This is a genomic window from Paraburkholderia acidicola, from assembly GCF_002362315.1.
In the GTDB taxonomy this organism is placed as follows: Bacteria; Pseudomonadota; Gammaproteobacteria; order Burkholderiales; family Burkholderiaceae; genus Paraburkholderia; species Paraburkholderia acidicola.
The window spans coordinates 1,005,181-1,026,690 of sequence record NZ_MTZV01000004.1 but is presented as its reverse complement, the minus strand read 5'-3'; the positions used below and the strand labels follow the sequence as shown (position 1 = coordinate 1,026,690).

Sequence of the window (21,510 nt, the reverse complement as noted above, 5' to 3'; positions counted from 1 at the left end):
GATGAACGCGTTTGGTGCGTGCCATCACACCTCCATCACGCCTCAAGCTTGCGAACACTCTAGCAACGATCCACGCGGCATGCCACCGCGCCCCGTGCACGTTAGCCATCCGGCCGAGCCCGCGAAGCGGCCCGGCGATACCCGCGGCGCACGCAGCGCGACAGTCTGCCACACACATGGCATGCGAGTTGCTGTTACTGCCCCGCGCGCACTGCCGGGCGATCCGGCGGCGCAATGGAGGCAGTTCTGAAAGCAATTGCCCCGTCGACGCACCACGCATACGGGTTACCAGCAGGTCAGGCAAGGGTTACGGGTTAGCAAGGGTTACGCAACTAAAAGCGAGGATGTCATGAAACTCATTACCGCAATCATCAAGCCGTTCAAGCTCGATGAGGCGCGCGAAGCCTTGTCGGCCATCGGCGTCTCCGGGATCACGGTCACAGAAGTCAAAGGCTTCGGGCGTCAGAAAGGGCATACCGAACTGTATCGGGGCGCGGAGTACGTCGTCGATTTCCTGCCGAAGGTGAAGATCGAGGCCGCGGTCTCGGACGACCTCGTCGATCAGGCCATCGAGGCACTCGAACGTGCGGCACGCACCGGGAAAATCGGCGACGGGAAGATCTTTGTTACCCCGATCGAACAAGTGATTCGGATCCGCACCGGGGAGACCGGCGCGGACGCCCTGTAAAAAAACAGCGACAAGAGAAGAGGAAACAGAGATGCGCAAATTATTGATGTCCTTGCTGATGGCCGGTTCGCTGGTCGCGGGCGGTATCGGGGCCGCGGTGGCGGACGACGCTTCGGCGCCGGTTGCCGCATCGGCGGCCGCTTCCGACACGACGGCGAGCGCGCCGGCACCGGACGCGTCGGCAGCCGCCGCCGCTTCGGCGCCTGCCGCCGACGCTTCCGCTGCTCCGGCAGCGAGCGCTGCCGCTGCGCCTGACGCATCGGCTGCTTCGGCTGCCGCTGCAGCCGCACCCGCTGCGCCGACCGCGCCGTTCTCGGTCGATTCGTCGAAGATCAACTCCGGCGACACCGCCTGGATGCTGACCTCCACCGCGCTCGTGCTGTTCATGACGATCCCTGGCCTCGCATTGTTCTACGCGGGCATGGTGCGCAAGAAGAACGTGCTGGCGACGCTGATGCAAAGCTTCGCGATCACCTGCGTCGTGACCATCATCTGGACCGTGATCGGCTACAGCCTCGCGTTCACGCCGGGCGGTTCGTTCCTCGGCGGCTTCTCGCGCGTGTTCCTGTCGGGCATGAACTACATCAAGGGCGACAAGGCCACGACGCTGACCGTCAGCCATCTGGCCACGACGATTCCGGAGTCGGTCTACTTCGTCTATCAGATGACGTTCGCGATCATCACGCCGGCGCTGATTACCGGTGCGTTCGCTGACCGCATGAAGTTCTCCGCGATGCTGGTGTTCATGAGCCTGTGGTCGATCATCGTCTACTCGCCGATCGCGCACATGGTGTGGGAACCGACCGGCTGGCTGGCTAGCGCAGGCATCCTCGACTTCGCGGGCGGCACGGTGGTGCACATCAACGCTGGTGTGGCTGGTCTCGTGTGCTGCCTGGTGCTCGGCAAGCGTGTTGGCTATGGTAAGGACGTGATGGCCCCGCATAACCTCGTGCTGACGCTGGTCGGTGCCTCGATGCTGTGGGTTGGCTGGTTCGGCTTCAACGCGGGTTCGGCTGTTGCAGCTGACGGCCGTGCCGGCTTCGCCATGCTGACGACGCAGATTGCGACCGCCATGGCTGCACTGGGCTGGATGTTTGCCGAATGGATCGCGAAGGGTAAGCCGTCGGTGCTCGGCATCGTGTCGGGTGCAGTGGCTGGCCTCGTGGCGATTACGCCGGCATCGGGCTTCGTCGGTGTGATCGGTGCGCTCGTGATCGGTCTGGTTGCTGGCGTGATCTGCTTCTGGTCGGCCTCGTGGCTCAAGCACAAGCTCGGTTACGACGATTCGCTCGACGCGTTCGGCGTGCACTGCATCGGCGGGATTGTCGGTGCGCTGCTGACCGGTGTGTTCGCGGTGAAGGACATCGGCGGCGCGGATGGCAGCGTGATCCTGCAGGCCAAGGGCGTGCTGACTACATTGATCTACAGCGGCGTAGTGAGCTACATCCTGCTGAAGGTGATTGACATGGTGATCGGTCTGCGCGTGACGGAAGAAGAGGAACGCGAAGGTCTCGACATCGTGCTGCATGGCGAGCATGTCGAATAAGTTTTCGTAAGAGCAACAGCAGTCGTCCGGCATGCGAGACCCTGCCGGACGATTCAGGCAGCGACCTGGCCCGCCACCTGGCGGGCTTTTTTTCGCTTGTCGCGCAGCGCTGCCAGCCGCAAAAGAAGGCCGTCCCGGCGATGCCGCAGCACCTACAATCGAATAGACCGCCGCGTGGGTACGGTTCGCTATGGCGCCCCGGCCGGCTGTACGACTGGCCGGATAATCCCGTCCCGGTGATTCCCGACCGGATTCCCCACCGATAACGCGCCGCTATCGGGCCGATATAAAACCTTGTTTGCAGGAGGGTGGCCCTGGGCTTGCGTCTTGCGCGATCATCCCAACATGCAAGGGGCAAATACCCCCGCTTCCTCTACAATCGCTCCTTTAGCCCGTGAGTGCTCAATGGTTCCGCACCTAGTCACCGCGTTGAATGGTCCACTGCTCGATCTCGAGCGGCGGATTCTCGACGCTACGCCTGCCATCGAACGCTGGTTCCGGCTCGAATGGCAGGAACATACGCCGCCGTTCTACTGTTCGGTGGATCTGCGCAACGCGGGCTTCAAGCTCGCGCCGGTCGATACCAACCTGTTTCCCGGAGCATTCAACAATCTGCCGCAGGAAGTGCTGCCGCTGGCCGTGCAGGCCGCGATGGCATCGATCGAAAAAATCTGCCCGGATGCGAAGAATCTGCTGGTCATTCCGGAGCGTCACACGCGTAACGCATTTTATCTGGAGAATGTCGCACGGCTCGCGACCATCATGCGCCAGGCGGGCCTGCACGTCCGTTTCGGAACGCTCGATGAAACCATCGTCGGGCCGGTCACGATCGCGTTGTCCGATGGTCAGAAAATCGTGCTTGAGCCGCTCGAGCGCTCCGCTCGCCGGCTCGGTCTGAAGAATTTCGATCCGTGTTCGATTCTGCTGAACAACGATCTGTCCGGTGGTATTCCGCCGGTGCTCGAAAATCTGCACGAGCAGTATCTGCTGCCGCCGCTGCATGCGGCATGGGCCGTGCGCCGCAAGTCGACGCACTTCTCGTGCTACGACGAAGTCGCGAAGAAGTTCGCGAAGATGGTCGAGATCGACCCGTGGATGATCAATCCGTATTTCGCGCATGTCGAAGACGTCGATTTCGAGGCGCGTACCGGCGAGGCTGCGCTGGCCGATGCCATCGACGGTGTGCTGAAGAAGATCGCGAAGAAATATCGTGAGTACGGCATTGCCGAAAAGCCGTATGTCGTCGTCAAGTCCGATGCCGGTACCGATGGCAAGGGCGTGATGACCGTGCACGATGCATCGGAAGTCGCTGCGCTGACGAGCCGCGAGCGCACGAAGATGTCGACTGCGAAGGATGGGCTCGATGTGCACGATGTGATCGTGCAGGAAGGCGTCTATACGTTCGAGCGGATCGGCGAGGAAGTGGCCGAACCGGTGGTGTACATGATCGACCGCTATGTGGTCGGCGGTTTTTATCGCGTGCATGGCAGTCGCGAGCGCGATCAGAACCTGAATGCGCCCGGCATGCACTTCGTGCCGCTCGGCTTCGAACATACCGCGTTGCCGGATGCGCACGCGAAACCCGGCGCCGCGCCGCCTAACCGCTTCTATATGTACGGCGTGGTCGCGCGTCTCGGGTTGCTGGCGGCATCGGTGGAGCTGGAAAGAACCGACCCGGAAGCGATTCAGGTTTAAAGGTCGCGCTGCAATCTGCGCTGCGCTCCGCCGCGCAATCCGCAGTGCAGTCGATAGTCAACGCGAGGCCCGCGAGGGCGCAACAGGGACTTCATGGACATTCTCTTTATCGCGGATCCGCTGGACCGCTTCAAGATCTACAAGGATTCGACTTACGCGATGATGGCCGAGGCCGCGAAGCGCGGCCATACGCTTTACGCGTGCGAGCCGGAAGATCTGGCGTGGACCGGCGGCGACGTCGAGGCGAACGTGCGGCGCTTTGCGATCGTCGGTGACCAGACCGATGGGCACCGCGCGCCGTGGTATGCGGCGGAGCGGGCCGAGGTGCGCTCGCTGAAGCGCTTCGGCGCCGTGCTGATGCGCAAGGACCCGCCGTTCGACATGGAATACGTGACGTCGACGTGGCTGCTCGAACTCGCTGAACGTGGCGGCGCGCGCATCTTCAACAAGCCGCAGGCGATTCGCGATCATTCGGAAAAGCTCGCGATCGGCGAGTTTCCGCAGTTCGTCGCACCGACGCTCGTCACTCGCGATGCGGCGCGCCTGCGTGCATTTCACGAGCAACACGGCGATGTGATTCTGAAACCGCTCGATGGCATGGGCGGCATGGGCGTGTTTCGCGTGAAAGCCGACGGCATGAATCTCGGCTCGATCATCGAAATGCTCAGCGAGGACGGCGCGCGCTCGGTCATGGCGCAGAAGTTCATCCCCGACATCAAGGATGGCGACAAGCGCATCCTGCTGATCGGCGGTGAGCCGGTGCCGTATTCGCTCGCGCGCATTCCGCAAGGTAACGAGGTGCGCGGCAATCTGGCGGCGGGCGGGCTCGGCGTCGCTCAGCCGCTCACCGCGCACGACCGCGAAATTGCCGCGGCGCTCGGCCCGGTGCTGGCCGCGCGCGGTCTGCTGCTCGTCGGGCTCGATGCAATCGGCGACTGGCTGACCGAAGTGAACGTCACAAGCCCGACGTGTTTTCGCGAAATCATGGATCAGACCGGCTTCGACGTGGCGGCGATGCTGGTCGACGCGCTGGAGCGCGCAGTCGGTTAAGTATCACTGCAGGAGACGCGCCCGTTGCACGAAACCGAACGCGTGCCGGGCACGAACGCTGAAGAAGCGCGAAAATGGACTGGTACAATGCCCGCTCTCCGGAACCTGCGTCATCTGACAAAACGCTGACGACGCACCCGGCACAGGATATCGGGCATGGTTGCCGTGCCGTTGCCCACGGGCTTTGCCCGTGACGCGACGCGTTCGGGCCCATTCGATCATCGGCCGGTCGGAAGGGCGAACAAAGGCAAACAGGCGCGCTGCCGGGCAACGCGTCCGGACCGCGAATCAGGCCGTTTTAGCTGCAAAACCGATATGGCAGGCATTCTGATCATTGCGCACGCTCCGCTCGCTTCCGCGTTACGCGAGTGTGTCGCTCATATTTACGGCGGGCTACCCGCACGCATCGGCGTGATCGATGTGATGCCCAACTGCGATCCGACCACCGTCGTCGCGTTCGCGCATGCGGAGATCGACCGGCTCAAGGAAGAGAACGGCGCACTCGTGCTGACCGACATGTTCGGTGCGACACCGTCGAACATCGCCGGCAATCTCGCGTCGCTACCCGACGTGCGTGTGCTGGCCGGCGTGAATCTGGCGATGCTGGTGCGCGCCGTCTGTTATCGCGCCACACCGCTCGACACGCTCGTCGACAAGGCGCTCGCCGGTGCGACCAAGGGCATTCATGCGATTACGCCGGGCACACCGGCCGCGGCTTCGATGGGCAGCCCGTGCGACTGTGTGGCGACCGCGCAGCCCGAGGCCGCGATCGCACAGAAGAGCACCACCCCTTAGAACCGTCACCGTTTCGTTTTTAACAACACAACCTGCGCTTCGGACGATTACATGCTGCAACAGGAAACGACTATCGTGAACAAGCTGGGGTTGCATGCGCGCGCCTCGGCCAAGCTGACGCAACTGGCAGGCAACTATCAGTCGGAAATATGGATGAGCCGCAACGGTCGGCGCATCAACGCGAAGAGCATCATGGGCGTGATGATGCTGGCAGCAGGGATCGGTAGCACCGTGCTGATCGAAACCGAAGGCACGGACGAAAAAGATGCGATGGACGCGCTACTGAAGCTGATTGCCAACAAGTTTGGCGAGGGCCAGTAATCCGCCGGTTTCGATGCGTGTACTACGCAGAACAAGAAACGCCGCGGCTTGCCGCGGCTTTTTTTATGGCCTTTTTTAGCGCTATTACGCGGGTTTTTGCGCAACCTGCGATGTTGCGCCGCACATCAGCAACACACGCGTGAACGGGCTGCGGAATTTATAATGGCCGCCGGGGTCTGAGAGCTAGCTTTGCAGCGGTTTGCCGCGGCATTACACAACTAGAGGAGGTGCGCGTGTCTTTCACGCTGCATGGAATTCCCGTGTCACGCGGTATCGCCATCGGGCGGGCTTATCTGATCGCCCCGGCTGCACTCGACGTCGACCACTACCTGATCGAACCCGCCCAGATGGAAGGCGAGATCGAGCGTTTTCGCTCGGCCCAGCAGCGCGTGCATGTCGAACTCGACGCGCTGCGCGCGGATCTCGCCGCCGACGCGCCTAGCGAAATGGGCGCGTTCATCAACGTCCATTCGATGATCCTGAACGACGCGATGCTCGTGCAGGAAACCATCGATCTCGTCCGCACGCGCCGCTATAACGTCGAATGGGCGCTGACCGAGCAGCTCGAACGTCTGTCGCGTCACTTCGACGACATCGAAGACGAGTACCTGCGCGAACGCAAGGCCGATATCGAGCAGGTGGTGGAGCGGCTGCTGAAAGCGCTTGCCGGCGCATCGCCGTCGCCGCTCGACGGCGTGCATGGCAGTTGCGAGGAGATGATCGTCGTGGCGCACGACATCGCGCCTGCCGACATGATGCAGTTCAAGACGCAGACCTTTCAGGGCTTCGTGACGGACCTCGGCGGTCGCACGTCGCATACGGCGATCGTCGCGCGCAGCCTCGGCATTCCGGCTGCCGTCGGCGTGCAGCACGCCAGCGCGCTGATCCGACAGGATGATCTGATCATCGTCGATGGCGATCATGGCATCGTGATCGTCGATCCGGCGCCGATCGTGCTGGAAGAGTATTCGTATCGGCAGAGCGAGAAAGCGCTCGAGCAGCGCAAGCTGCAGCGCCTGAAGTTTTCGCCTACGCAGACGCTGTGCGGCACGCGCATCGAACTGTGCGCGAACATCGAACTGCCCGACGACGCGATCGCGGCCGTCGAAGCCGGCGCGATGGGCGTCGGGCTGTTTCGCACCGAATTCCTCTTCATGAACACGAAGGACCGCTTGCCTGAAGAGGAAGAGCAGTTCGCCGCCTACCGCCGTGCTGTCGAGCTGATGAACGGCCTGCCGGTGACGATCCGCACGATCGATGTCGGCGCGGACAAGCCGCTCGAATCGATCAGCGGTGGCGACGGGTATGAGACCGCGGCGAATCCGGCCCTGGGTCTGCGCGCAATCCGGTGGAGTCTGTCCGAGCCGCAGATGTTCCTCACGCAGTTGCGCGCGATCCTGCGGGCGTCCGCGTTTGGTTCGGTGAAGATCCTGATTCCGATGCTCGCGCACGCGCAGGAAATCGACCAGACGCTCGATCTGATCCGTGAGGCCAAGCGCCAGCTCGATGACGCGGGTCTTGCCTACAATCCGAACGTGCAGGTCGGCGCGATGATCGAGATTCCGGCGGCGGCGATTGCATTGCCGCTGTTCCTGAAACGGCTCGATTTCCTGTCGATCGGGACCAACGATCTGATCCAGTACACGCTAGCCATCGATCGCGCCGACAACGCGGTCGCGCATCTGTACGATCCGCTGCATCCGGCGGTGCTGCATCTGATCGCGTTCACGCTGCGCGAAGCGAAACGCGCGGGCGTGCCGGTGTCGGTGTGCGGAGAAATGGCCGGCGATCCGGCGCTGACGCGTCTGTTGCTGGGCATGGGGCTAACCGAGTTCTCGATGCATCCGAGTCAGTTGCTGGTCGTCAAGCAGGAAGTGCTGCGCTCGCACCTGAAGACGCTTGAAAAACCGGTGGCCGATGTGCTGGCCTCGTTCGAACCGGAAGAAGTGCAGGCCGCGCTGAAGCGGGTCGCGGAAATCTGATTACGCGTTTTGCGCAAAACCTCTCGCGCGCAACCCTCAAGCGATACGATGCCGTCCGCCGCACACCGGGCAATCCGGTTGCCGCGCGATGCGCATCGTGTTCCATTCCATCCGCAGTGAGTCGAGCATCATCAGCCGGCCGGTGAGCGTCGTGCCGACACCGGCGATCACGCGCAGGGCTTCGGCGGCCTGCATTGCACCGATGATGCCGACCGTCGGCGCAAAGACCCCCATCGTCGAACACGCGACTTCCTCGAACGGCTGATCTTCCGGGAAGATGCACGCGTAGCACGGCGACGCATCGTCGCGGAAATCGAACGTACTGATCTGGCCATCGAAGCGCAACGCCGCGCCGGACACGAGCGGCACGCGATGCGCGACGCACGCGCGATTAATTGCGTGGCGGGTTGCGAAGTTATCCGTGCAGTCGAGTACGACGGTGGCGTGCGGCACGGCTGTGTCGAGCCACGCATCGTCTGCTCGTGCCGTTACCGCGTTCACGACGACATCGGGATTCAGCTGACCGATTGCATCGCGTCCGGACTCAACCTTGCTGCGTCCCACCGATGCCGTGACGTGCAGGATCTGGCGCTGCAGGTTGGTCAGATCGACGGTATCGGCATCGACCAGCGTGAGCTGTCCGACACCCGCTGCCGCCAGATACATCGCGGCCGGCGATCCGAGCCCGCCCGCCCCGACGACGATCGCGTGTGCATCGAGAAAACGCTGCTGCGCTTCGATGCCGAGTTCGTCGACAAGGATGTGGCGGGAATAGCGGAGGAGTTGATCGTCGTTCATGGCGGGGCGCGTCGTCGTTATCGTTATTCTAGTCGCGCGGGGGAAGTGTCTTCGCAGCGTGGGCTGCGAAGACACGGCAGGCTGAAGCGTTACTTGCCTTGCGAGGCCGGCACAGGTGCCGATGCCGGTGTCGCAGCAGCCGGCGAAGAAGCCCCCGGCGTAACCGGCAGCGCAGGCTTCACAGCGACCGGCGCAGAAGCCGACTGGGCCGGCTTGTTCTGCGCGAGCCGGCGTTCCATGGCCGACTTCGATTCCTGCACCGGCTTGCCTTCCAGCTTGTTCAGCGCCTGTTGCAGCATGAAGTCGTCGGCGGAACCGAACTCGATCGGCTTGCGGTCGCGGTCCTTCTGGCGTTGCTCCGGCGTCTTCTTGTCGTTCTGCTCTTCAAGCAGACGCAGCTGGTCCATGCGTTCCTGTTCGCGCTGGTCCTCTTCCTTCTTCTCGTTCGGATCCTGCGTGTTCGCAAGGTGGTTCGAGTAGTCGACTTCGCGCGTGACGAGTGCGTCGTCCGGATCGCCTTCCGCGTATTGATCCACCGCGATGTCCGGGCGGATACCCTTGTTCTGGATCGAACGGCCGCTCGGCGTGTAGTAGTACGCCGTGGTGAGGCGCAAGGCGGTGTCGGCGGTCATCGGGCGGACCGTCTGTACCGAACCCTTGCCGAAGGTCGTCTTGCCGACGATCAGCGCACGGTGTTGATCCTGCAGCGCACCCGCGACGATTTCGGAGGCCGACGCCGAGTAGGCGTTGGTCAGCACGATCATCGGTACGGTCTTGAAGATTGGCGGCAGATCCTTCAGCGGATCGCTGTCGAACGAAGGCAGGCGGTAGTTATCGTAGTTGTCGCGATACACCTGCTTCGAATCCGGGATCTGGCCGTTCGTCGAGACGACGACCGAATCCGGCGGCAGGAACGCACCGGCGACGCCGACCGCGCTTTGCAGCAGACCGCCGCCGTTATTGCGCAGATCGAGAATCAGGCCCTTCAGGTTCGGCTGCTGGCGCGCGAGGTCCCTGAGCTTGGCTGCGAGGTCGGGCGTCGTGCGTTCCTGGAAGCTCGTGATGCGGATATAACCGTAGCCCGGCGCGGGGACCTTCATCTTCACGCTCTGCACGTTGATGATCGCGCGTGTCACCGTGAGCGGGAACGTGCGGTCGTCAGTCTTGCGGAAGATGGTCAGCGTGACCTTGGTGCCCGGGTCGCCGCGCATCTGCTTGACCGCCTGGTCGAGCGTCATGCCGCGGACCGGCTTGTCGTTGATGCGCGTGATGAGATCGCCCGGACGGATGCCGGCGCGGAACGCGGGCGTGTCCTCGATCGGCGAGATCACCTTGATCAGCCCGTCTTCCGATGAAATTTCGATGCCGAGACCCGCGAAGCGGCCCTTGGTCTGCTCCTGCAGTTCCTGGTAATCGGTCTTGTCGAGATACGACGAGTGCGGGTCGAGACTTGCGACCATCCCCTTGATCGCCGCGGTGAGCAGCTTCTTGTCGTCGACCGGTTCGACGTACTCATGCTTGATCTGTCCGAATACTTCGGCGAAGAGACGGAGCTGGTCGAGCGGCAGCGGGGCAGAGGCGGCTTGCTGGGCGGAGGCGGACAGTTGCAGCGTGGCAAACACGCCGGTGGCAAGGCCCGCAGCGATCAGGCCGATGTTTTTCAGATTCTTTCGCATAGAGTGGGGCAGTCGGGAGCGCGTGGCAGCGTCAGGTAGAAAGCGACGGACAAGTATAACTGCACACCTGCCCAGGCTGTGAGCGGTGACGCAATCGCGGTTCGACAGTCGCCGTCGGGGGTGGTTCGGGCTTCCGGCGCGGTTGTGCCAAAGAAATGTGCGGTAACGCTCGGGCGGGTGGCGCGGCGGTGTACGGCGACCCGCCGCGCCTCGCGATCAACCCGCCTTGCCCTGCTTCGCGACCGCGGCTTGTGCCTGCGCGATCGCTTCCTGGTCGCCGAGGTAGTAGTGCTTGAGCGGCTTCAGGTTCTCGTCGAGTTCATAGACGAGCGGGATCCCGTTCGGAATGTTCAGGCCGACGATATCGTTGTCCGAAATACCGTCGAGGTACTTGATCAGCGCGCGCAGCGAGTTGCCGTGCGCGGCGATGAGCACCTTGCGGCCCGACTTGACGGCCGGCGCGATCGATTCGTTCCAGATCGGTAGCACACGTGCGACCGTGTCCTTCAGGCACTCGGTGAGCGGCAGATCGGCACGCGGCACCTTCGTGTAGCGCGGATCGGCGTAGCCGGTGCGCTCGTCGGACGGATCGAGTGCGGGCGGCGGCGTGTCGTAGCTACGACGCCAGACCAAGACCTGTTCGTCGCCGTACTTCGCCGCAGTTTCGGCCTTGTTCAGCCCCGACAGCGCGCCGTAATGGCGCTCGTTCAGACGCCACGAATGCACGACTGGCAGATACATCAGGTCCATCTGGTCCTGCACGTGCCACAGCGTACGGATCGCCCGCTTCAGCACGGACGTGTAGGCGATATCGAACGTGTAGCCCGATTCCTTCAGCAGGACGCCGGCTTGCTGCGCCTCGCGGTTACCCTGCTCGGTCAGGTCGACGTCGACCCAGCCGGTGAAGCGGTTTTCCTTGTTCCACGTCGATTCGCCGTGGCGGATGAGAACGAGTTTGTACATGGTGCCGGTCGGTAGTAAGGAAGCGGTAAAGCGTCGGGCCGAGGTGCCGAAAGCGGACGGTCGTATCGGCGACAGGCGGTTATTTTATAATGGCTGGATTCTCCTTTTCGATTTCTCTCTTTTTCGGCGGATTTTCCGTGAAGTTTTTCACCGATTACACAAACCTTGTACTCATCGCGATTGCCCTCATCTCTGGTGCGTTGCTCCTGTGGCCGGCGCTCAGCCGCCGTGGCCGTGGCGGCGTCACCGCTAGCGAGGCCACGCAGCTGATCAACCGGCGCAACGCCGTGGTCGTCGATCTGCGTTCGGCGGCGGATTTCGCGGCGGGTCATCTGCCGTCGGCACGCCACCTCGAATTTGCCGAATTGCAGGCGAAGGTCGGCCAGCTTGTGAAGAACAAGAGCAATCCGGTGCTGCTGGTGTGTCAGACTGGCCAGCAGTCGAACAAGGCGGTGCGCGTCGTGCAGGATGCGGGTTACGCCGAAGTCCATGTTCTGCAGGGCGGTCTCAACGCCTGGCAGCAGGCCGGCATGCCGGTCGTGAAGCAAGGAGCTGCAAAGTGAACAAAGTGATCATGTACAGCACGCAGGTGTGTCCGTATTGCCAGATGGCCGAACGTCTTTTAAAGTCGCGCGGCGTCGAGCACGTTGAAAAAGTGCTCATCGACAAGGATCCGACCCGGCGTGAAGAAATGATGACACGTACCGGCCGGCGTACGGTGCCGCAGGTATTCATCGGCGACACCCATGTGGGCGGCTACGATGATCTCTCCGCGCTCGACCGCAAGGGCGGTCTGACGCCGCTGCTGGAAGTCGCCGCGTAAGCGTCCGGCTGACGCGGTGCCAGGCGGCGCGGCGCGAGCCGCTCCTGGCGGGCTCCGTGACGGGGTGGCGCATAGCAGTACACCGAACTGGCGGGCCATGGAAACATGGCACGCCGCAACTACATTCAGGGAATCACTTAATCATGTCCGACGAGAATAACCAGCCGTTCTTCAACATCCAGCGTGTCTACTTGAAGGACATGTCGCTCGAGCAACCGAATTCGCCGGGCATCTTCCTCGAACAGGAAATGCCGTCGGTCGAGGTCGAAGTCGACGTGAAGGCCGAACGCCTGGCAGAAAGCGTGTTCGAAATCCTCGTCACCGGCACCGTGACCGCCAAGGTGTCGGACAAGGTCGCGTTCCTGATCGAAGCGAAGCAGGCCGGCATTTTCGACATCCGCAACATTCCGGCGGAACAGGTCGATCCGCTCGTCGGCATCGCTTGCCCGACCATCCTGTTCCCGTATCTGCGCTCGAACATCGCCGACGCGATCACCCGTGCAGGTTTCCCGCCCATCCATCTCGCCGAAATCAACTTCCAGGCGCTCTACGAGCAGCGTCTGGCGCAGATTGCGTCGCAGGAAAGCGCGGCGCAAAGCACCGCGAAACACTGACGCTCGCGCACGGTGCCGGGTATGAAGGTTGCCGTCCTCGGCGCCGGTGCATGGGGCACCGCACTCGCCGGCCATCTGGCCGCGCGGCACGATGCGGTGCTCTGGGCGCGCGACAGCGCGCTCGTCGCCGAACTCTCCACTGCACATGAAAACGCCCACTATCTAGCGGGCGTTGCGTTGCCGCAGGCGTTGCGCTATGAAACGCAGCTCGCCGCCGCGCTCGCGCACGGCGCCGCTGACGACGCGTTGTGTGTCGTTGCGACGCCGGTTGCGGGCCTGCGTGGACTGCTGCGTGCGATGCGCGATGCGGCGGCGGTACCGGCGCATATCGTCTGGTTGTGCAAGGGTTTCGATGCGGACACGCAGCGGTTGCCGCATCAGGTCGTGGCAGAAGAGCTTGCAGGTCATCCCAGTAACGGCGTGCTGTCCGGTCCGAGCTTCGCACGTGAAGTGGCGCAGGGCCTGCCGGTTGCATTGACGGTGGCGAGTACGTCGACGGAGTGTCGCGAGCGCACCGTCGCCGCGTTTCATCATGGCGCGATGCGCATCTACACCGGCGACGACGTCGTCGGCGTCGAAGTGGGCGGCGCGGTCAAGAACGTGCTGGCGATTGCCACCGGCATTGCCGACGGCCTTGGCCTCGGGCTCAACGCGCGCGCAGCGCTGATCACGCGCGGTCTCGCGGAAATGTCGCGTCTTGGCGCGACGCTCGGCGGTCGTACGGAGACGTTCACCGGTCTGACCGGGCTCGGCGATCTGATTCTCACCGCTACCGGCGATCTCTCGCGCAATCGGACAGTCGGTATGCAGCTTGCGGCGGGCCGTCCGCTCGACGCGATTCTCGGCACACTCGGCCACGTCGCGGAAGGCGTGCGCTGCGCGCAGGCGGTACTGGCCATCGCCCATGCGCACGGCATCGACATGCCGATCACGCAGGCGGTGTGCGCGGTACTGTTCGAAGGCGTCGCACCGCGCGATGCAGTCAGCGCGCTGTTGCGGCGCGACGCGAAAGCCGAGTAGCGAAGTCCGCGGTTTATGCGGCATGGCTGCATGACCCGGACTCTTCAGTGTCACTTCGGCACGGTACGTTAATAAAACACCGTACTATCGGTGCGTACCGTTTGGCCCGATCGACACCCCCTGACCGGTCGGCGACAAGAACCTCGCGCTTTCCGCAATGAATCGTCCAATCCCTCGCTCGAGAAGGCGGTATTCCGCCTGGTTGATCACACTGCTCTGCCTGTTGATTGCGCTCCTCGCGGTCATCGCAATCGCCACCTGGGCGACCTTGCGTGCAAGTCTGCCGCAGCTCGATGGAACCCACGTTGCTTCGACGCTATCCGCGCCGGTAACGATTAATCGCGATGCGCTCGGCGTACCGACGCTACAAGGCCGCACCCGCGCTGATGTCGCCTTCGGTATCGGTTTCGTGCAGGCGCAGGATCGCTTCTTCCAGATGGATCTGTTGCGCCGTGTCGCTGCGGGCGAGATGTCCGAACTGATCGGTCCGGCCGCGTTGCCACTCGATCGCCGCAACCGGCTGCACCGTTTTCGCGAACGCGCGCAGGCGTTGATCGCCGCGTTGCCTCCGGAGCAACGGCAACTGCTCGATCAATACACGGCGGGCGTGAACGACGGACTCAAGTCGCTGGCTTCGCGCCCATTCGAATACTGGCTGCTGCGCACGCAGCCCGCGGCGTGGCGTCCCGAAGACACGCTGCTCACTGTCTATACGATGTACTTCGATCTGCAGAGCGATGAGGAGTCCCGCATCCTGTCGCGCGCCGCGTTACGAGAGCGCGTGCCCGCGGATCTGTACACCTTCATGCTCCCCGCGACGAGCCACTGGGACGCGCCGTTCGATGTCGCGGTGCCCGCGCACGATGCGCTCGCGACGCCGCCTGCCACGCGCCCGGACTGGCTGTCTATGTCGAAACCGGCAAGCGTCGCCGCGCATGAAGCGGGTTCGATAGACGACAGCCCGACGATCAACCGCTCGATGATCGGCAGTAACAACTGGGCCGTCGATGGTGCGCACAGTGCGCACGGCGGCGCGCTGCTCGCTAACGACATGCACCTGGGTTTGTCGTTGCCGAACATCTGGTATCGGCTATCGCTGGCGTGGCCCGGACCGGATGGACAAATGCGCCACGTTACTGGCGTGAGCCTGCCCGGTGTGCCGCTCGTGATCGCCGGTAGCAACGGGCAGATCGCGTGGGGCTTCACCGACAGCTACGGCCGCTACATCGATCTGATCGAACTGCAGCGCAATCCCGCCGATCCGCTGCAATACCGGATCGCGGACGGCAGCTGGGCACGCTCGACGGTCTATCACGAACGCATCGCCGTCAAAGGTGCAGCGCCGGTCGATCTGCCGGTGGTCGAGACGCAGTGGGGACCGCAGATTGTCGTCGGCTCGCATGCCTATGCGATGCGCTGGGTCGCGCACGATCGCGAGGCGATCAACCTGAATCTGCAGCAGCTCGAAGGCACCGCGAGTGTCGCGGATGCGCTGCATGTCGCGCAGATCAGCGGGATTCCCACGCAGAACTTCGCCGTCGCCGATGCGCACGGCAAGATCGGCTGGACGCTTGCCGGACCTGTGCCGCACCGCGACGCAGCCACCGATCTACCGAGCGGACCGCTCAGCGACCTGCCGCTCGATTCGGCCACCTATCGCGGCTGGCAGGGCTATCTGGCGCCCGATGCGTATCCGTCGCGGATCGACCCGCCGCTCGGACGATTGTGGACCGCCAACAATCGCACCGTGCCGCTCGACGAGGTGGCGTTGTACGGCGATGGCGGCACCGACCTCGGCGCACGTGCATCACAGATCCGCGACGATCTGCTGGCGTTGCCGCATGCTAGCGAGCGCGACCTGCTGGCAATCCAGACCGATGACCGCGCCCTGTGGATTGAAACCTGGCGCCATGTCGCCCTCGACGCGCTCGATGCCGACGCGTTGAAGGACCATCCACAGCGCGCCGCATTCCGGCAAGCGATCGAGCAGTGGAACGGCCGCGCGGATGTCGATGGGACCGGTTACCGGCTGGTTCGCGGGTTCTACTTTTCGCTCTACGACGCGTGGTTCGGCAAGCTCGACGCAACGCTCAAGGCGACTGACTCGCGACTCGGCTATCGCGCCGCGAGTTCGCGTCACGAGGCGGTGATGGAGGCGCTTGCGGCCCAGCACGCCTGGGTGCCGGACGGCTTCGCCGACTGGCGTGCCTTCATGCTCGACCGGGTCGACCATACGATCGGCCAGTTACCTGCCGGCACAAAGGTCGAGGACGCGCGTTGGGGCGAGCACAACCGCTCGGCGATCGCGCATCCATTCGCGCAGATGATCCCTGCGTGGCTGCCGTGGGTACGCGACTGGCTCAGCGCGCCACACGATGAGTTGCCGGGCGACTTCTACATGCCGCGCGTGCAGTCGCCGACGTTTGGTTCTTCCGAGCGGATGGTCGTATCGCCGGGGCGCGAGCAGGATGGCATCTTCGAGATGCCGGGCGGGCAGTCAGGGCATCCAATGTCGCCGTACTTTCTCGCGGGGCATGAAGCCTGGGTGCATGGCGAGGCGACGCCGTTCCTGCCGGGCAGCGCGGTGCATCGGCTGGAATTGAGGCCGTGAGCCGCTGTTGATCTTCATATCAGGTGCAGGTGCATGAGCATCGCGTGCTTCAACGACGCGATGCTCACACACTGCGCTATTTCGACGAACCCACGCGCCCTCACTCGCCCCCTTCGAAACCAGCCTGACGCCACGCTTCGAACACCACGATCGCCACCGTATTCGACAGGTTCAGGCTGCGGTTGCCTGGCTGCATCGGCAGGCGCACGCGCTGTTCGTTCGCGAAGCCGTCGAGCACCGCATCGGGCAGACCGCGCGTCTCCGCGCCGAACACGAACCAGTCGCCAGGCAGGAACGCATGCGCATGAAAACGCCCGGCGCCGCGCGTTGTGAACGCGAACATGCGTGCCGGGTCGGGAGCTTCGGTTGCGATGAATGCGGACCAGTTCGCATGAACATGCATCTGCGCATACTCGTGATAGTCGAGGCCCGCGCGGCGCATTTTTGCGTCGTCGAGCGGGAAGCCGAGCGGCTCGATCAAATGCAGCCGGGCGCCGGTGTTGGCGCACAGGCGAATCACGTTGCCGGTGTTCGGCGGAATTTCCGGTTCGACAAGAACGACGTTGAACATGGTGATGAGAGGCCAGATAGAAAGCGTTGTAGGACTAGTCTTGCGGCGTGCGTAGCGCAACGAAGCTGGTCACGCGTTGCGCGCCCGCGGCCTTGAGCGCACGCGCGAGCGCATCGAGTGTGGCGCCGCTCGTCATCACGTCGTCGACCACCGCGACGTGCAGACCGCTTACCGGCTTTGTCACGACGAATGCGGCCCCGACGTTCTGCTGCCGCGCAGCGCGGTCGAGTCGCGACTGCGGCGCGGTATCGAGCGTGCGCACCAGCAGCGTCGGATCGGCGGGCAGCCGTAACGCGCGGGCGAACGGCTTCGCGATTTCCCACGCCTGGTTGTAGCCGCGCTGCACCAGTCGCCGCCGCGCGAGCGGTACCGGCACCACGAGGTCGGGCCGGGCGGTGGCGTCGAGCGCGTCGTCGGCCACGCGCGCAAGACGCAACGCGAATTCCCGCGCGAGCATCAGCCGGGCGCCAAACTTCAGACCAGTCGCGAGCGCATCGAGCGGCGGCCGATAGTCGGCCAGCGCGAACGTCGCATCGAACGACGGCGGCGCCGCGACGCAGTCGCCGCATCGATAGCCGGCCGCCGCTGCGTAGCGGAATCGTCCGAGCGGCGCCGCGCAAACCCGGCAGCGCAGACGCGCTTCATTCCAGTAAGCGGCGTCGCAGTCGGCGCAGATCACCTGCTGCGACAAATTGCCGCATAACGCGCACAGGTTGGGTAGCAGCGCATGGCCGAGGTGCGGCAGCGCGGTGCCCACGCGTCGCGCGATACGCGCAACCCGCAGGTTCAGCGAAGAAGAAATTGATGACAAAGCCGGCAATGGCATGACTGGACCGCCCGCGAAGGCCTCCTGCGCTGAACGGATAGGAGCGAGCGAGTATACTTCGCACACTTCGCCCGTACGACTCCCATGCCCCCATCGTCTGCAAAATCCAGCCGTCCGGCCTACGATTCCCGGCGCCTGCGGCGGATTTTCGACCGCCGCGCCGCCACCTTCGACGACGTCGCCTTTCTCCCGCGCGAGATCGCCCAGCGCATGCGTGAGCGTCTCGACTACATCAAGATCAATCCGGCCAGCGTGCTCGACGCAGGCTGCGGCGCGGGCGAGGACCTGCCCGCGCTGCGTGAACGGTTTCCCGAAGCGCCGGTGTTCGGCACCGATCTGTCGCACGCGATGCTGAGCCGCGCGCTCGATCACGATGGCGGCGACACGAGCTGGCGCCGCTTCCTGCCTGCATCGATCGGCAGGGCGCTCGGCACCCGCGGCCCGCGCTTCGCGCAGGCCGACTTCTCCGCGCTGCCGTTCGCTGCAGGCGCGTTCGAATTCGTCTGGTCCAATCTCGCGCTGCACTGGCACTCACGTCCTGATCTGGTTTTCCCTGAGTGGCAACGCGTACTCAAGGTGAATGGCCTGCTGATGTTCAGCACGCTCGGTCCCGACACACTGAAAGAATTGCGCAGTGCATACGCGCAGGTCGATGCCGCGCACGGACTCGGCGCGCGCGCGCACGTGATCGATTTCGTCGACATGCACGATCTCGGCGACATGCTGGTGGAAAGCGGCTTCGAGATTCCGGTGATGGACCAGGAAACGCTGACCATCACCTATCGCTCGCCGGAGTCGCTGCTCGCCGACGTCCGCCGCTGGGGCGCCTACCCGTTTGTGCGCGACGACGCATCGCCGCAGGCCGCGCGCCGTCTGCATCGCGCGCTGCTGGCCGCGCTGGAAGCGCGCCGCAGCCCCGACGGTACGATCGCGCTCACCTTCGAAGTGATCTACGGTCACGCATGGAAAGCCGTGCCGCGCACGACGGCCGAAGGACACGGCATCGTTCGTCTCGAGGACATCGGGCGGGGCTTGGGGAAGAATCGTTGAAGCGGTAAAGAGGGCATCTGTTATGTCTGGAATTCGCGGCCAAAAAGCGCTTGCAAGACTGCGTCGAAATGGCGCAGAGGCTTGTCGCGCCTGGCTTGCGAGCCGATAGACGCTTGCTTGTGGATGCCATTGAACCCGCCTATAATGCGTCAGTTTGTCGCTCGGGGTTCCCACACTTGAGCGGCAGGCCCGAAGCGCCGAAGGGCGGTATGCCTTGCCACTGGCGGTGCTTGCAGCAGTCGGCGCCGGTTCGCAGGAGACAGCGATGGATGCTACAGATCTGCTGACAGATTCTGAGCCGGTCCTGCGAGACTGGCTCATGAAGCGCAACTGTTCGGTATCGCCACGGCAGTTCGTGTGTTTCTATATGTCGCTTGCGGCGTTCTCGTTGTTGATTGCATTGGTACTGGTGTTGCGCGGCGCCTGGCTGGTGTTGCCGTTTACCGGTATCGATTTGCTGGCGGTTGGAGTGGCTTTTGCAATATACGCGCGCCATGCTGTCGACTACGAGCGCATCCGGCTGTTTCCTAACCGGCTCGTCGTCGAACAGGTCAGCGCCGAGCGGGTCACGCAGTTCGAATTCAATCCGCGCTGGGTGAGGATTGAGCCGGGCGCAACACCGCGGGACCGCATCAAGCTGATGTCGCGTGGAGAGACGATCACGATCGGGCTGCATCTGGCGCAGTATCGGCGCGCGCAGTTCGCCGCCGAGCTGCGTATGTGGCTCAGGCGTTGCTGATACGGCGAGCCGTGCCGTTGCGAGGAGGCGCGGCACAACCTTCCTGCGGGGTCGAGGGTTTGAATGGAAATTTTGGGTAAGGAAGCTATGAAAACAATCAAGCGAGCCCTCTCGGGCGTGCTGGCGTGTGGCGGGTTACTCTTCGCCGGCGCGGCCCTGGCAGTAGGCGACAGTCCTGGCGGTCCCCGCGTCAACGAGATCAATTTCCAGGCGCCCGCCACGAAGATCGCCGAGGAGCTCTACAGCCTCCATACGTTCATGCTGATCCTGTGCACGGTGATCTTCGTCGCGGTGTTCGGCGTGATGTTCTATTCGATGTTTGCGCACCGCAAATCGAAAGGCCACAAGGCGGCCAATTTCCACGAAAGCACCACCGTCGAAATCATCTGGACGATCGTTCCGTTCGTCATCGTCGTGCTGATGGCGCTACCCGCCACCAAGACCGTCGTCGCGATGAAGGACACGACCAATGCCGACCTCACCGTCAAGGTCACGGGCTACCAGTGGAAGTGGGGTTACGACTACGTGAAGGGGCCGGGCGAAGGGATCAACTTCCTGTCCACGCTATCCACACCGCGTAGCGAAACGGACGGCACAGCGCCGATCAGCGATACCTATCTGCAGGAAGTCGACCATCCGCTCGTCGTGCCGGTCGACAAGAAGATCCGCATCATTACCACAGCGAACGACGTCGTGCACTCGTGGTACGTCCCGGCGTTCGGCGTGAAGCAGGATGCGATTCCGGGCTTCGTACGCGACACGTGGTTCAAGGCCGACAAGACGGGTACGTTCCGCGGTTTCTGTACGGAACTGTGCGGCAAGGAACACGCGTTCATGCCGGTCGTCGTCGAAGTGCTGTCTGCCGACGACTACGCGAAGTGGGTCGACGATCAGAAGAAGCTGATGGCCGCCGCCGCTGACGATCCGAACAAGACCTACACGCTCGCCGAACTGCTCGATCGTGGCGGGAAGGTTTACACGGCGAATTGCGCGGTCTGCCACCAGCCGAACGGTAAGGGTGCAGGCGCGTTCCCTGCGCTCGATGGCAGCAAGATCGCCAACGGTCCGATTGCAGAACACGTGAGCATTGTGCTGCACGGCAAGGGTGCGATGCCGGTGTGGGGCAACACGCTCAACGACGTCGAGATTGCTTCGGTGATCACGTACGAACGTAACTCCTGGGGCAACCACACGGGCGACATCCTCCAGCCGAAGCAGGTCGCGGATGCCCGCAACGGCAAGATGCCCGCAGGCGGCGACCATCTCGGGAGCGCAGCAGCGGGTGCAAGCGACGCTACCGCAGCAAGCGGCGCCGCAGCGGCGAGCGGTGCGGATGCCGCGGCATCGGGTGCAACGGCTGCATCAGGTGCCTCGGATAGCGCAGCGGCTTCGCAAGCCGCGCTGCCCGCCAGCATCTACTTCGACATCGGCAAGAGTACGCTGCCGGCCGACGCGAAAGCCGCGATCGATGCCGCATCGGCCTACGCGAAAGCCCATCCGGACGCGAAGCTCGCACTGTCGGGTTTCACCGATGCGAGCGGCTCGGCCGCGACCAACGCCGAACTCTCGAAGCATCGTGCGCAAGCTGTGCGCGACGCATTGAAAGCGGCCGGTATCGCCGAAGACCACATCATCTTGAAGAAGCCGGAAACCGTCACGGGCGGTAGCGACGCGAAAGAAGCCCGGCGTGTTGAGATCAGCCCGGCCGCCTGATGCGTACGCACACAGCCGCAGCAGTATTC

20 protein-coding genes are annotated in these 21,510 nt (G+C 63.6%); 15 read left to right on the top strand and 5 right to left on the bottom strand.

All coding sequences use genetic code 11. The features are described from left to right. Positions 1 to 349 precede the first annotated feature (349 nt). The 7 genes from BWP39_RS14895 (at position 350) to ptsP (ending at position 8,077) form a co-directional block, all read left to right on the top strand. Positions 350 to 688 carry a P-II family nitrogen regulator gene (locus BWP39_RS14895; protein WP_091009470.1) on the top strand — a complete coding sequence of 113 codons (339 nt, stop codon included), beginning with the start codon at positions 350 to 352 and terminating at the stop codon, positions 686 to 688. Between the two features lie 31 nt (positions 689 to 719). Next, positions 720 to 2,234: an ammonium transporter gene (locus tag BWP39_RS14890; RefSeq protein ID WP_096721353.1), complete on the top strand. Its 1,515-nt coding sequence runs from the start codon at positions 720 to 722 to the stop codon at positions 2,232 to 2,234. A 405-nt stretch (positions 2,235 to 2,639) separates the two neighbouring features. Further along, on the top strand, positions 2,640 to 3,929 hold the full coding sequence (gene gshA, locus BWP39_RS14885; protein WP_096721351.1) for a glutamate--cysteine ligase: 1,290 nt from the start codon (positions 2,640 to 2,642) through the stop codon (positions 3,927 to 3,929). 93 nt (positions 3,930 to 4,022) lie between these two features. Beyond that, a complete protein-coding gene (gene gshB, locus BWP39_RS14880; protein ID WP_096721349.1) occupies positions 4,023 to 4,979 on the top strand; it encodes a glutathione synthase in 957 nt (318 codons plus the stop codon). A 315-nt stretch (positions 4,980 to 5,294) separates the two neighbouring features. Continuing rightward, positions 5,295 to 5,774 carry a PTS sugar transporter subunit IIA gene (locus BWP39_RS14875; RefSeq protein ID WP_096722602.1) on the top strand — a complete coding sequence of 160 codons (480 nt, stop codon included), beginning with the start codon at positions 5,295 to 5,297 and terminating at the stop codon, positions 5,772 to 5,774. Positions 5,775 to 5,825: 51 nt separating this feature from the next. Next, positions 5,826 to 6,095, top strand: a complete 270-nt coding sequence (locus BWP39_RS14870; protein ID WP_096721347.1) for an HPr family phosphocarrier protein — start codon at positions 5,826 to 5,828, stop codon at positions 6,093 to 6,095. A 233-nt stretch (positions 6,096 to 6,328) separates the two neighbouring features. Beyond that, a complete protein-coding gene (gene ptsP, locus BWP39_RS14865) occupies positions 6,329 to 8,077 on the top strand; it encodes a phosphoenolpyruvate--protein phosphotransferase (protein ID WP_096722600.1) in 1,749 nt (582 codons plus the stop codon). Between the two features lie 36 nt (positions 8,078 to 8,113). Here the strand turns inward: ptsP and BWP39_RS14860 are convergent, their stop codons facing one another. The 3 genes from BWP39_RS14860 to gpmA form a co-directional block, all read right to left on the bottom strand. Beyond that, the gene (locus BWP39_RS14860) at positions 8,114 to 8,875 is read right to left on the bottom strand and encodes a HesA/MoeB/ThiF family protein (RefSeq protein ID WP_091009490.1); all 762 of its coding nucleotides are present in this window, start codon (positions 8,873 to 8,875) and stop codon (positions 8,114 to 8,116) included. An 89-nt stretch (positions 8,876 to 8,964) separates the two neighbouring features. Next, entirely contained in the window at positions 8,965 to 10,551 is a 1,587-nt protein-coding gene (locus BWP39_RS14855; RefSeq protein WP_096721345.1) for a S41 family peptidase, read from the bottom strand. Between the two features lie 216 nt (positions 10,552 to 10,767). After that, on the bottom strand, positions 10,768 to 11,514 hold the full coding sequence (gpmA, locus tag BWP39_RS14850; protein ID WP_096721343.1) for a 2,3-diphosphoglycerate-dependent phosphoglycerate mutase: 747 nt from the start codon (positions 11,512 to 11,514) through the stop codon (positions 10,768 to 10,770). Between the two features lie 137 nt (positions 11,515 to 11,651). Between gpmA and BWP39_RS14845 the strand changes: the two genes are divergently transcribed. The 5 genes from BWP39_RS14845 to BWP39_RS14825 all read left to right on the top strand — a co-directional run bounded on the left by BWP39_RS14845 (position 11,652) and on the right by BWP39_RS14825 (position 16,582). Beyond that, on the top strand, positions 11,652 to 12,077 hold the full coding sequence (locus tag BWP39_RS14845; protein ID WP_096721341.1) for a rhodanese-like domain-containing protein: 426 nt from the start codon (positions 11,652 to 11,654) through the stop codon (positions 12,075 to 12,077). Further along, positions 12,074 to 12,337, top strand: a complete 264-nt coding sequence (gene grxC / locus BWP39_RS14840; protein WP_091009499.1) for a glutaredoxin 3 — start codon at positions 12,074 to 12,076, stop codon at positions 12,335 to 12,337. The genes BWP39_RS14845 and grxC overlap by 4 nt, the downstream gene beginning before the upstream one ends. 143 nt (positions 12,338 to 12,480) lie before the next feature. Beyond that, the gene (gene secB / locus BWP39_RS14835; RefSeq protein WP_096721339.1) at positions 12,481 to 12,951 is read left to right on the top strand and encodes a protein-export chaperone SecB; all 471 of its coding nucleotides are present in this window, start codon (positions 12,481 to 12,483) and stop codon (positions 12,949 to 12,951) included. Positions 12,952 to 12,972: 21 nt separating this feature from the next. Further along, entirely contained in the window at positions 12,973 to 13,971 is a 999-nt protein-coding gene (locus BWP39_RS14830; RefSeq protein WP_096721337.1) for an NAD(P)H-dependent glycerol-3-phosphate dehydrogenase, read from the top strand. A 157-nt stretch (positions 13,972 to 14,128) separates the two neighbouring features. Continuing rightward, a complete protein-coding gene (locus BWP39_RS14825; RefSeq protein ID WP_096721335.1) occupies positions 14,129 to 16,582 on the top strand; it encodes a penicillin acylase family protein in 2,454 nt (817 codons plus the stop codon). 100 nt (positions 16,583 to 16,682) lie between these two features. On the opposite strand, the gene trmL is transcribed toward BWP39_RS14825, so the two are convergent. After that, positions 16,683 to 17,153: a tRNA (uridine(34)/cytosine(34)/5-carboxymethylaminomethyluridine(34)-2'-O)-methyltransferase TrmL gene (trmL, locus tag BWP39_RS14820; RefSeq protein ID WP_096721333.1), complete on the bottom strand. Its 471-nt coding sequence runs from the start codon at positions 17,151 to 17,153 to the stop codon at positions 16,683 to 16,685. 34 nt (positions 17,154 to 17,187) lie between these two features. Beyond that, positions 17,188 to 17,979 (bottom strand): ComF family protein, encoded by a 792-nt coding sequence (locus BWP39_RS14815; RefSeq protein WP_096721331.1) that lies wholly within the window; start codon positions 17,977 to 17,979, stop codon positions 17,188 to 17,190. A gap of 84 nt (positions 17,980 to 18,063) precedes the next feature. Between BWP39_RS14815 and BWP39_RS14810 the strand changes: the two genes are divergently transcribed. The 3 genes from BWP39_RS14810 (at position 18,064) to coxB (ending at position 21,481) form a co-directional block, all read left to right on the top strand. Then, positions 18,064 to 19,029 carry a methyltransferase domain-containing protein gene (locus BWP39_RS14810; RefSeq protein ID WP_096721329.1) on the top strand — a complete coding sequence of 322 codons (966 nt, stop codon included), beginning with the start codon at positions 18,064 to 18,066 and terminating at the stop codon, positions 19,027 to 19,029. A gap of 265 nt (positions 19,030 to 19,294) precedes the next feature. Next, positions 19,295 to 19,768 carry a DUF2244 domain-containing protein gene (locus tag BWP39_RS14805; protein ID WP_170043858.1) on the top strand — a complete coding sequence of 158 codons (474 nt, stop codon included), beginning with the start codon at positions 19,295 to 19,297 and terminating at the stop codon, positions 19,766 to 19,768. A 63-nt stretch (positions 19,769 to 19,831) separates the two neighbouring features. Then, entirely contained in the window at positions 19,832 to 21,481 is a 1,650-nt protein-coding gene (gene coxB / locus BWP39_RS14800) for a cytochrome c oxidase subunit II (RefSeq protein ID WP_096721327.1), read from the top strand. Positions 21,482 to 21,510: the final 29 nt, after the last annotated feature.

Excerpts from the sequence above, each read along its gene's own strand:
- BWP39_RS14895 (WP_091009470.1), top strand. The coding sequence starts at position 350 with ATGAAACTCATTACCGCAATCATCAAGCCGTTCAAGCTCGATGAGGCG.
- BWP39_RS14890 (WP_096721353.1), top strand. The coding sequence starts at position 720 with ATGCGCAAATTATTGATGTCCTTGCTGATGGCCGGTTCGCTGGTCGCG.
- gshA (WP_096721351.1), top strand. The coding sequence starts at position 2,640 with ATGGTTCCGCACCTAGTCACCGCGTTGAATGGTCCACTGCTCGATCTC.
- gshB (WP_096721349.1), top strand. The coding sequence starts at position 4,023 with ATGGACATTCTCTTTATCGCGGATCCGCTGGACCGCTTCAAGATCTAC.
- BWP39_RS14875 (WP_096722602.1), top strand. The coding sequence starts at position 5,295 with ATGGCAGGCATTCTGATCATTGCGCACGCTCCGCTCGCTTCCGCGTTA.
- BWP39_RS14870 (WP_096721347.1), top strand. The coding sequence starts at position 5,826 with ATGCTGCAACAGGAAACGACTATCGTGAACAAGCTGGGGTTGCATGCG.
- BWP39_RS14860 (WP_091009490.1), bottom strand. The coding sequence starts at position 8,875 with ATGAACGACGATCAACTCCTCCGCTATTCCCGCCACATCCTTGTCGAC.
- BWP39_RS14855 (WP_096721345.1), bottom strand. The coding sequence starts at position 10,551 with ATGCGAAAGAATCTGAAAAACATCGGCCTGATCGCTGCGGGCCTTGCC.
- gpmA (WP_096721343.1), bottom strand. The coding sequence starts at position 11,514 with ATGTACAAACTCGTTCTCATCCGCCACGGCGAATCGACGTGGAACAAG.
- secB (WP_096721339.1), top strand. The coding sequence starts at position 12,481 with ATGTCCGACGAGAATAACCAGCCGTTCTTCAACATCCAGCGTGTCTAC.
- BWP39_RS14830 (WP_096721337.1), top strand. The coding sequence starts at position 12,973 with ATGAAGGTTGCCGTCCTCGGCGCCGGTGCATGGGGCACCGCACTCGCC.
- BWP39_RS14825 (WP_096721335.1), top strand. The coding sequence starts at position 14,129 with ATGAATCGTCCAATCCCTCGCTCGAGAAGGCGGTATTCCGCCTGGTTG.
- trmL (WP_096721333.1), bottom strand. The coding sequence starts at position 17,153 with ATGTTCAACGTCGTTCTTGTCGAACCGGAAATTCCGCCGAACACCGGC.
- BWP39_RS14815 (WP_096721331.1), bottom strand. The coding sequence starts at position 17,979 with ATGCCATTGCCGGCTTTGTCATCAATTTCTTCTTCGCTGAACCTGCGG.
- BWP39_RS14810 (WP_096721329.1), top strand. The coding sequence starts at position 18,064 with ATGCCCCCATCGTCTGCAAAATCCAGCCGTCCGGCCTACGATTCCCGG.
- BWP39_RS14805 (WP_170043858.1), top strand. The coding sequence starts at position 19,295 with ATGGATGCTACAGATCTGCTGACAGATTCTGAGCCGGTCCTGCGAGAC.
- coxB (WP_096721327.1), top strand. The coding sequence starts at position 19,832 with ATGGAAATTTTGGGTAAGGAAGCTATGAAAACAATCAAGCGAGCCCTC.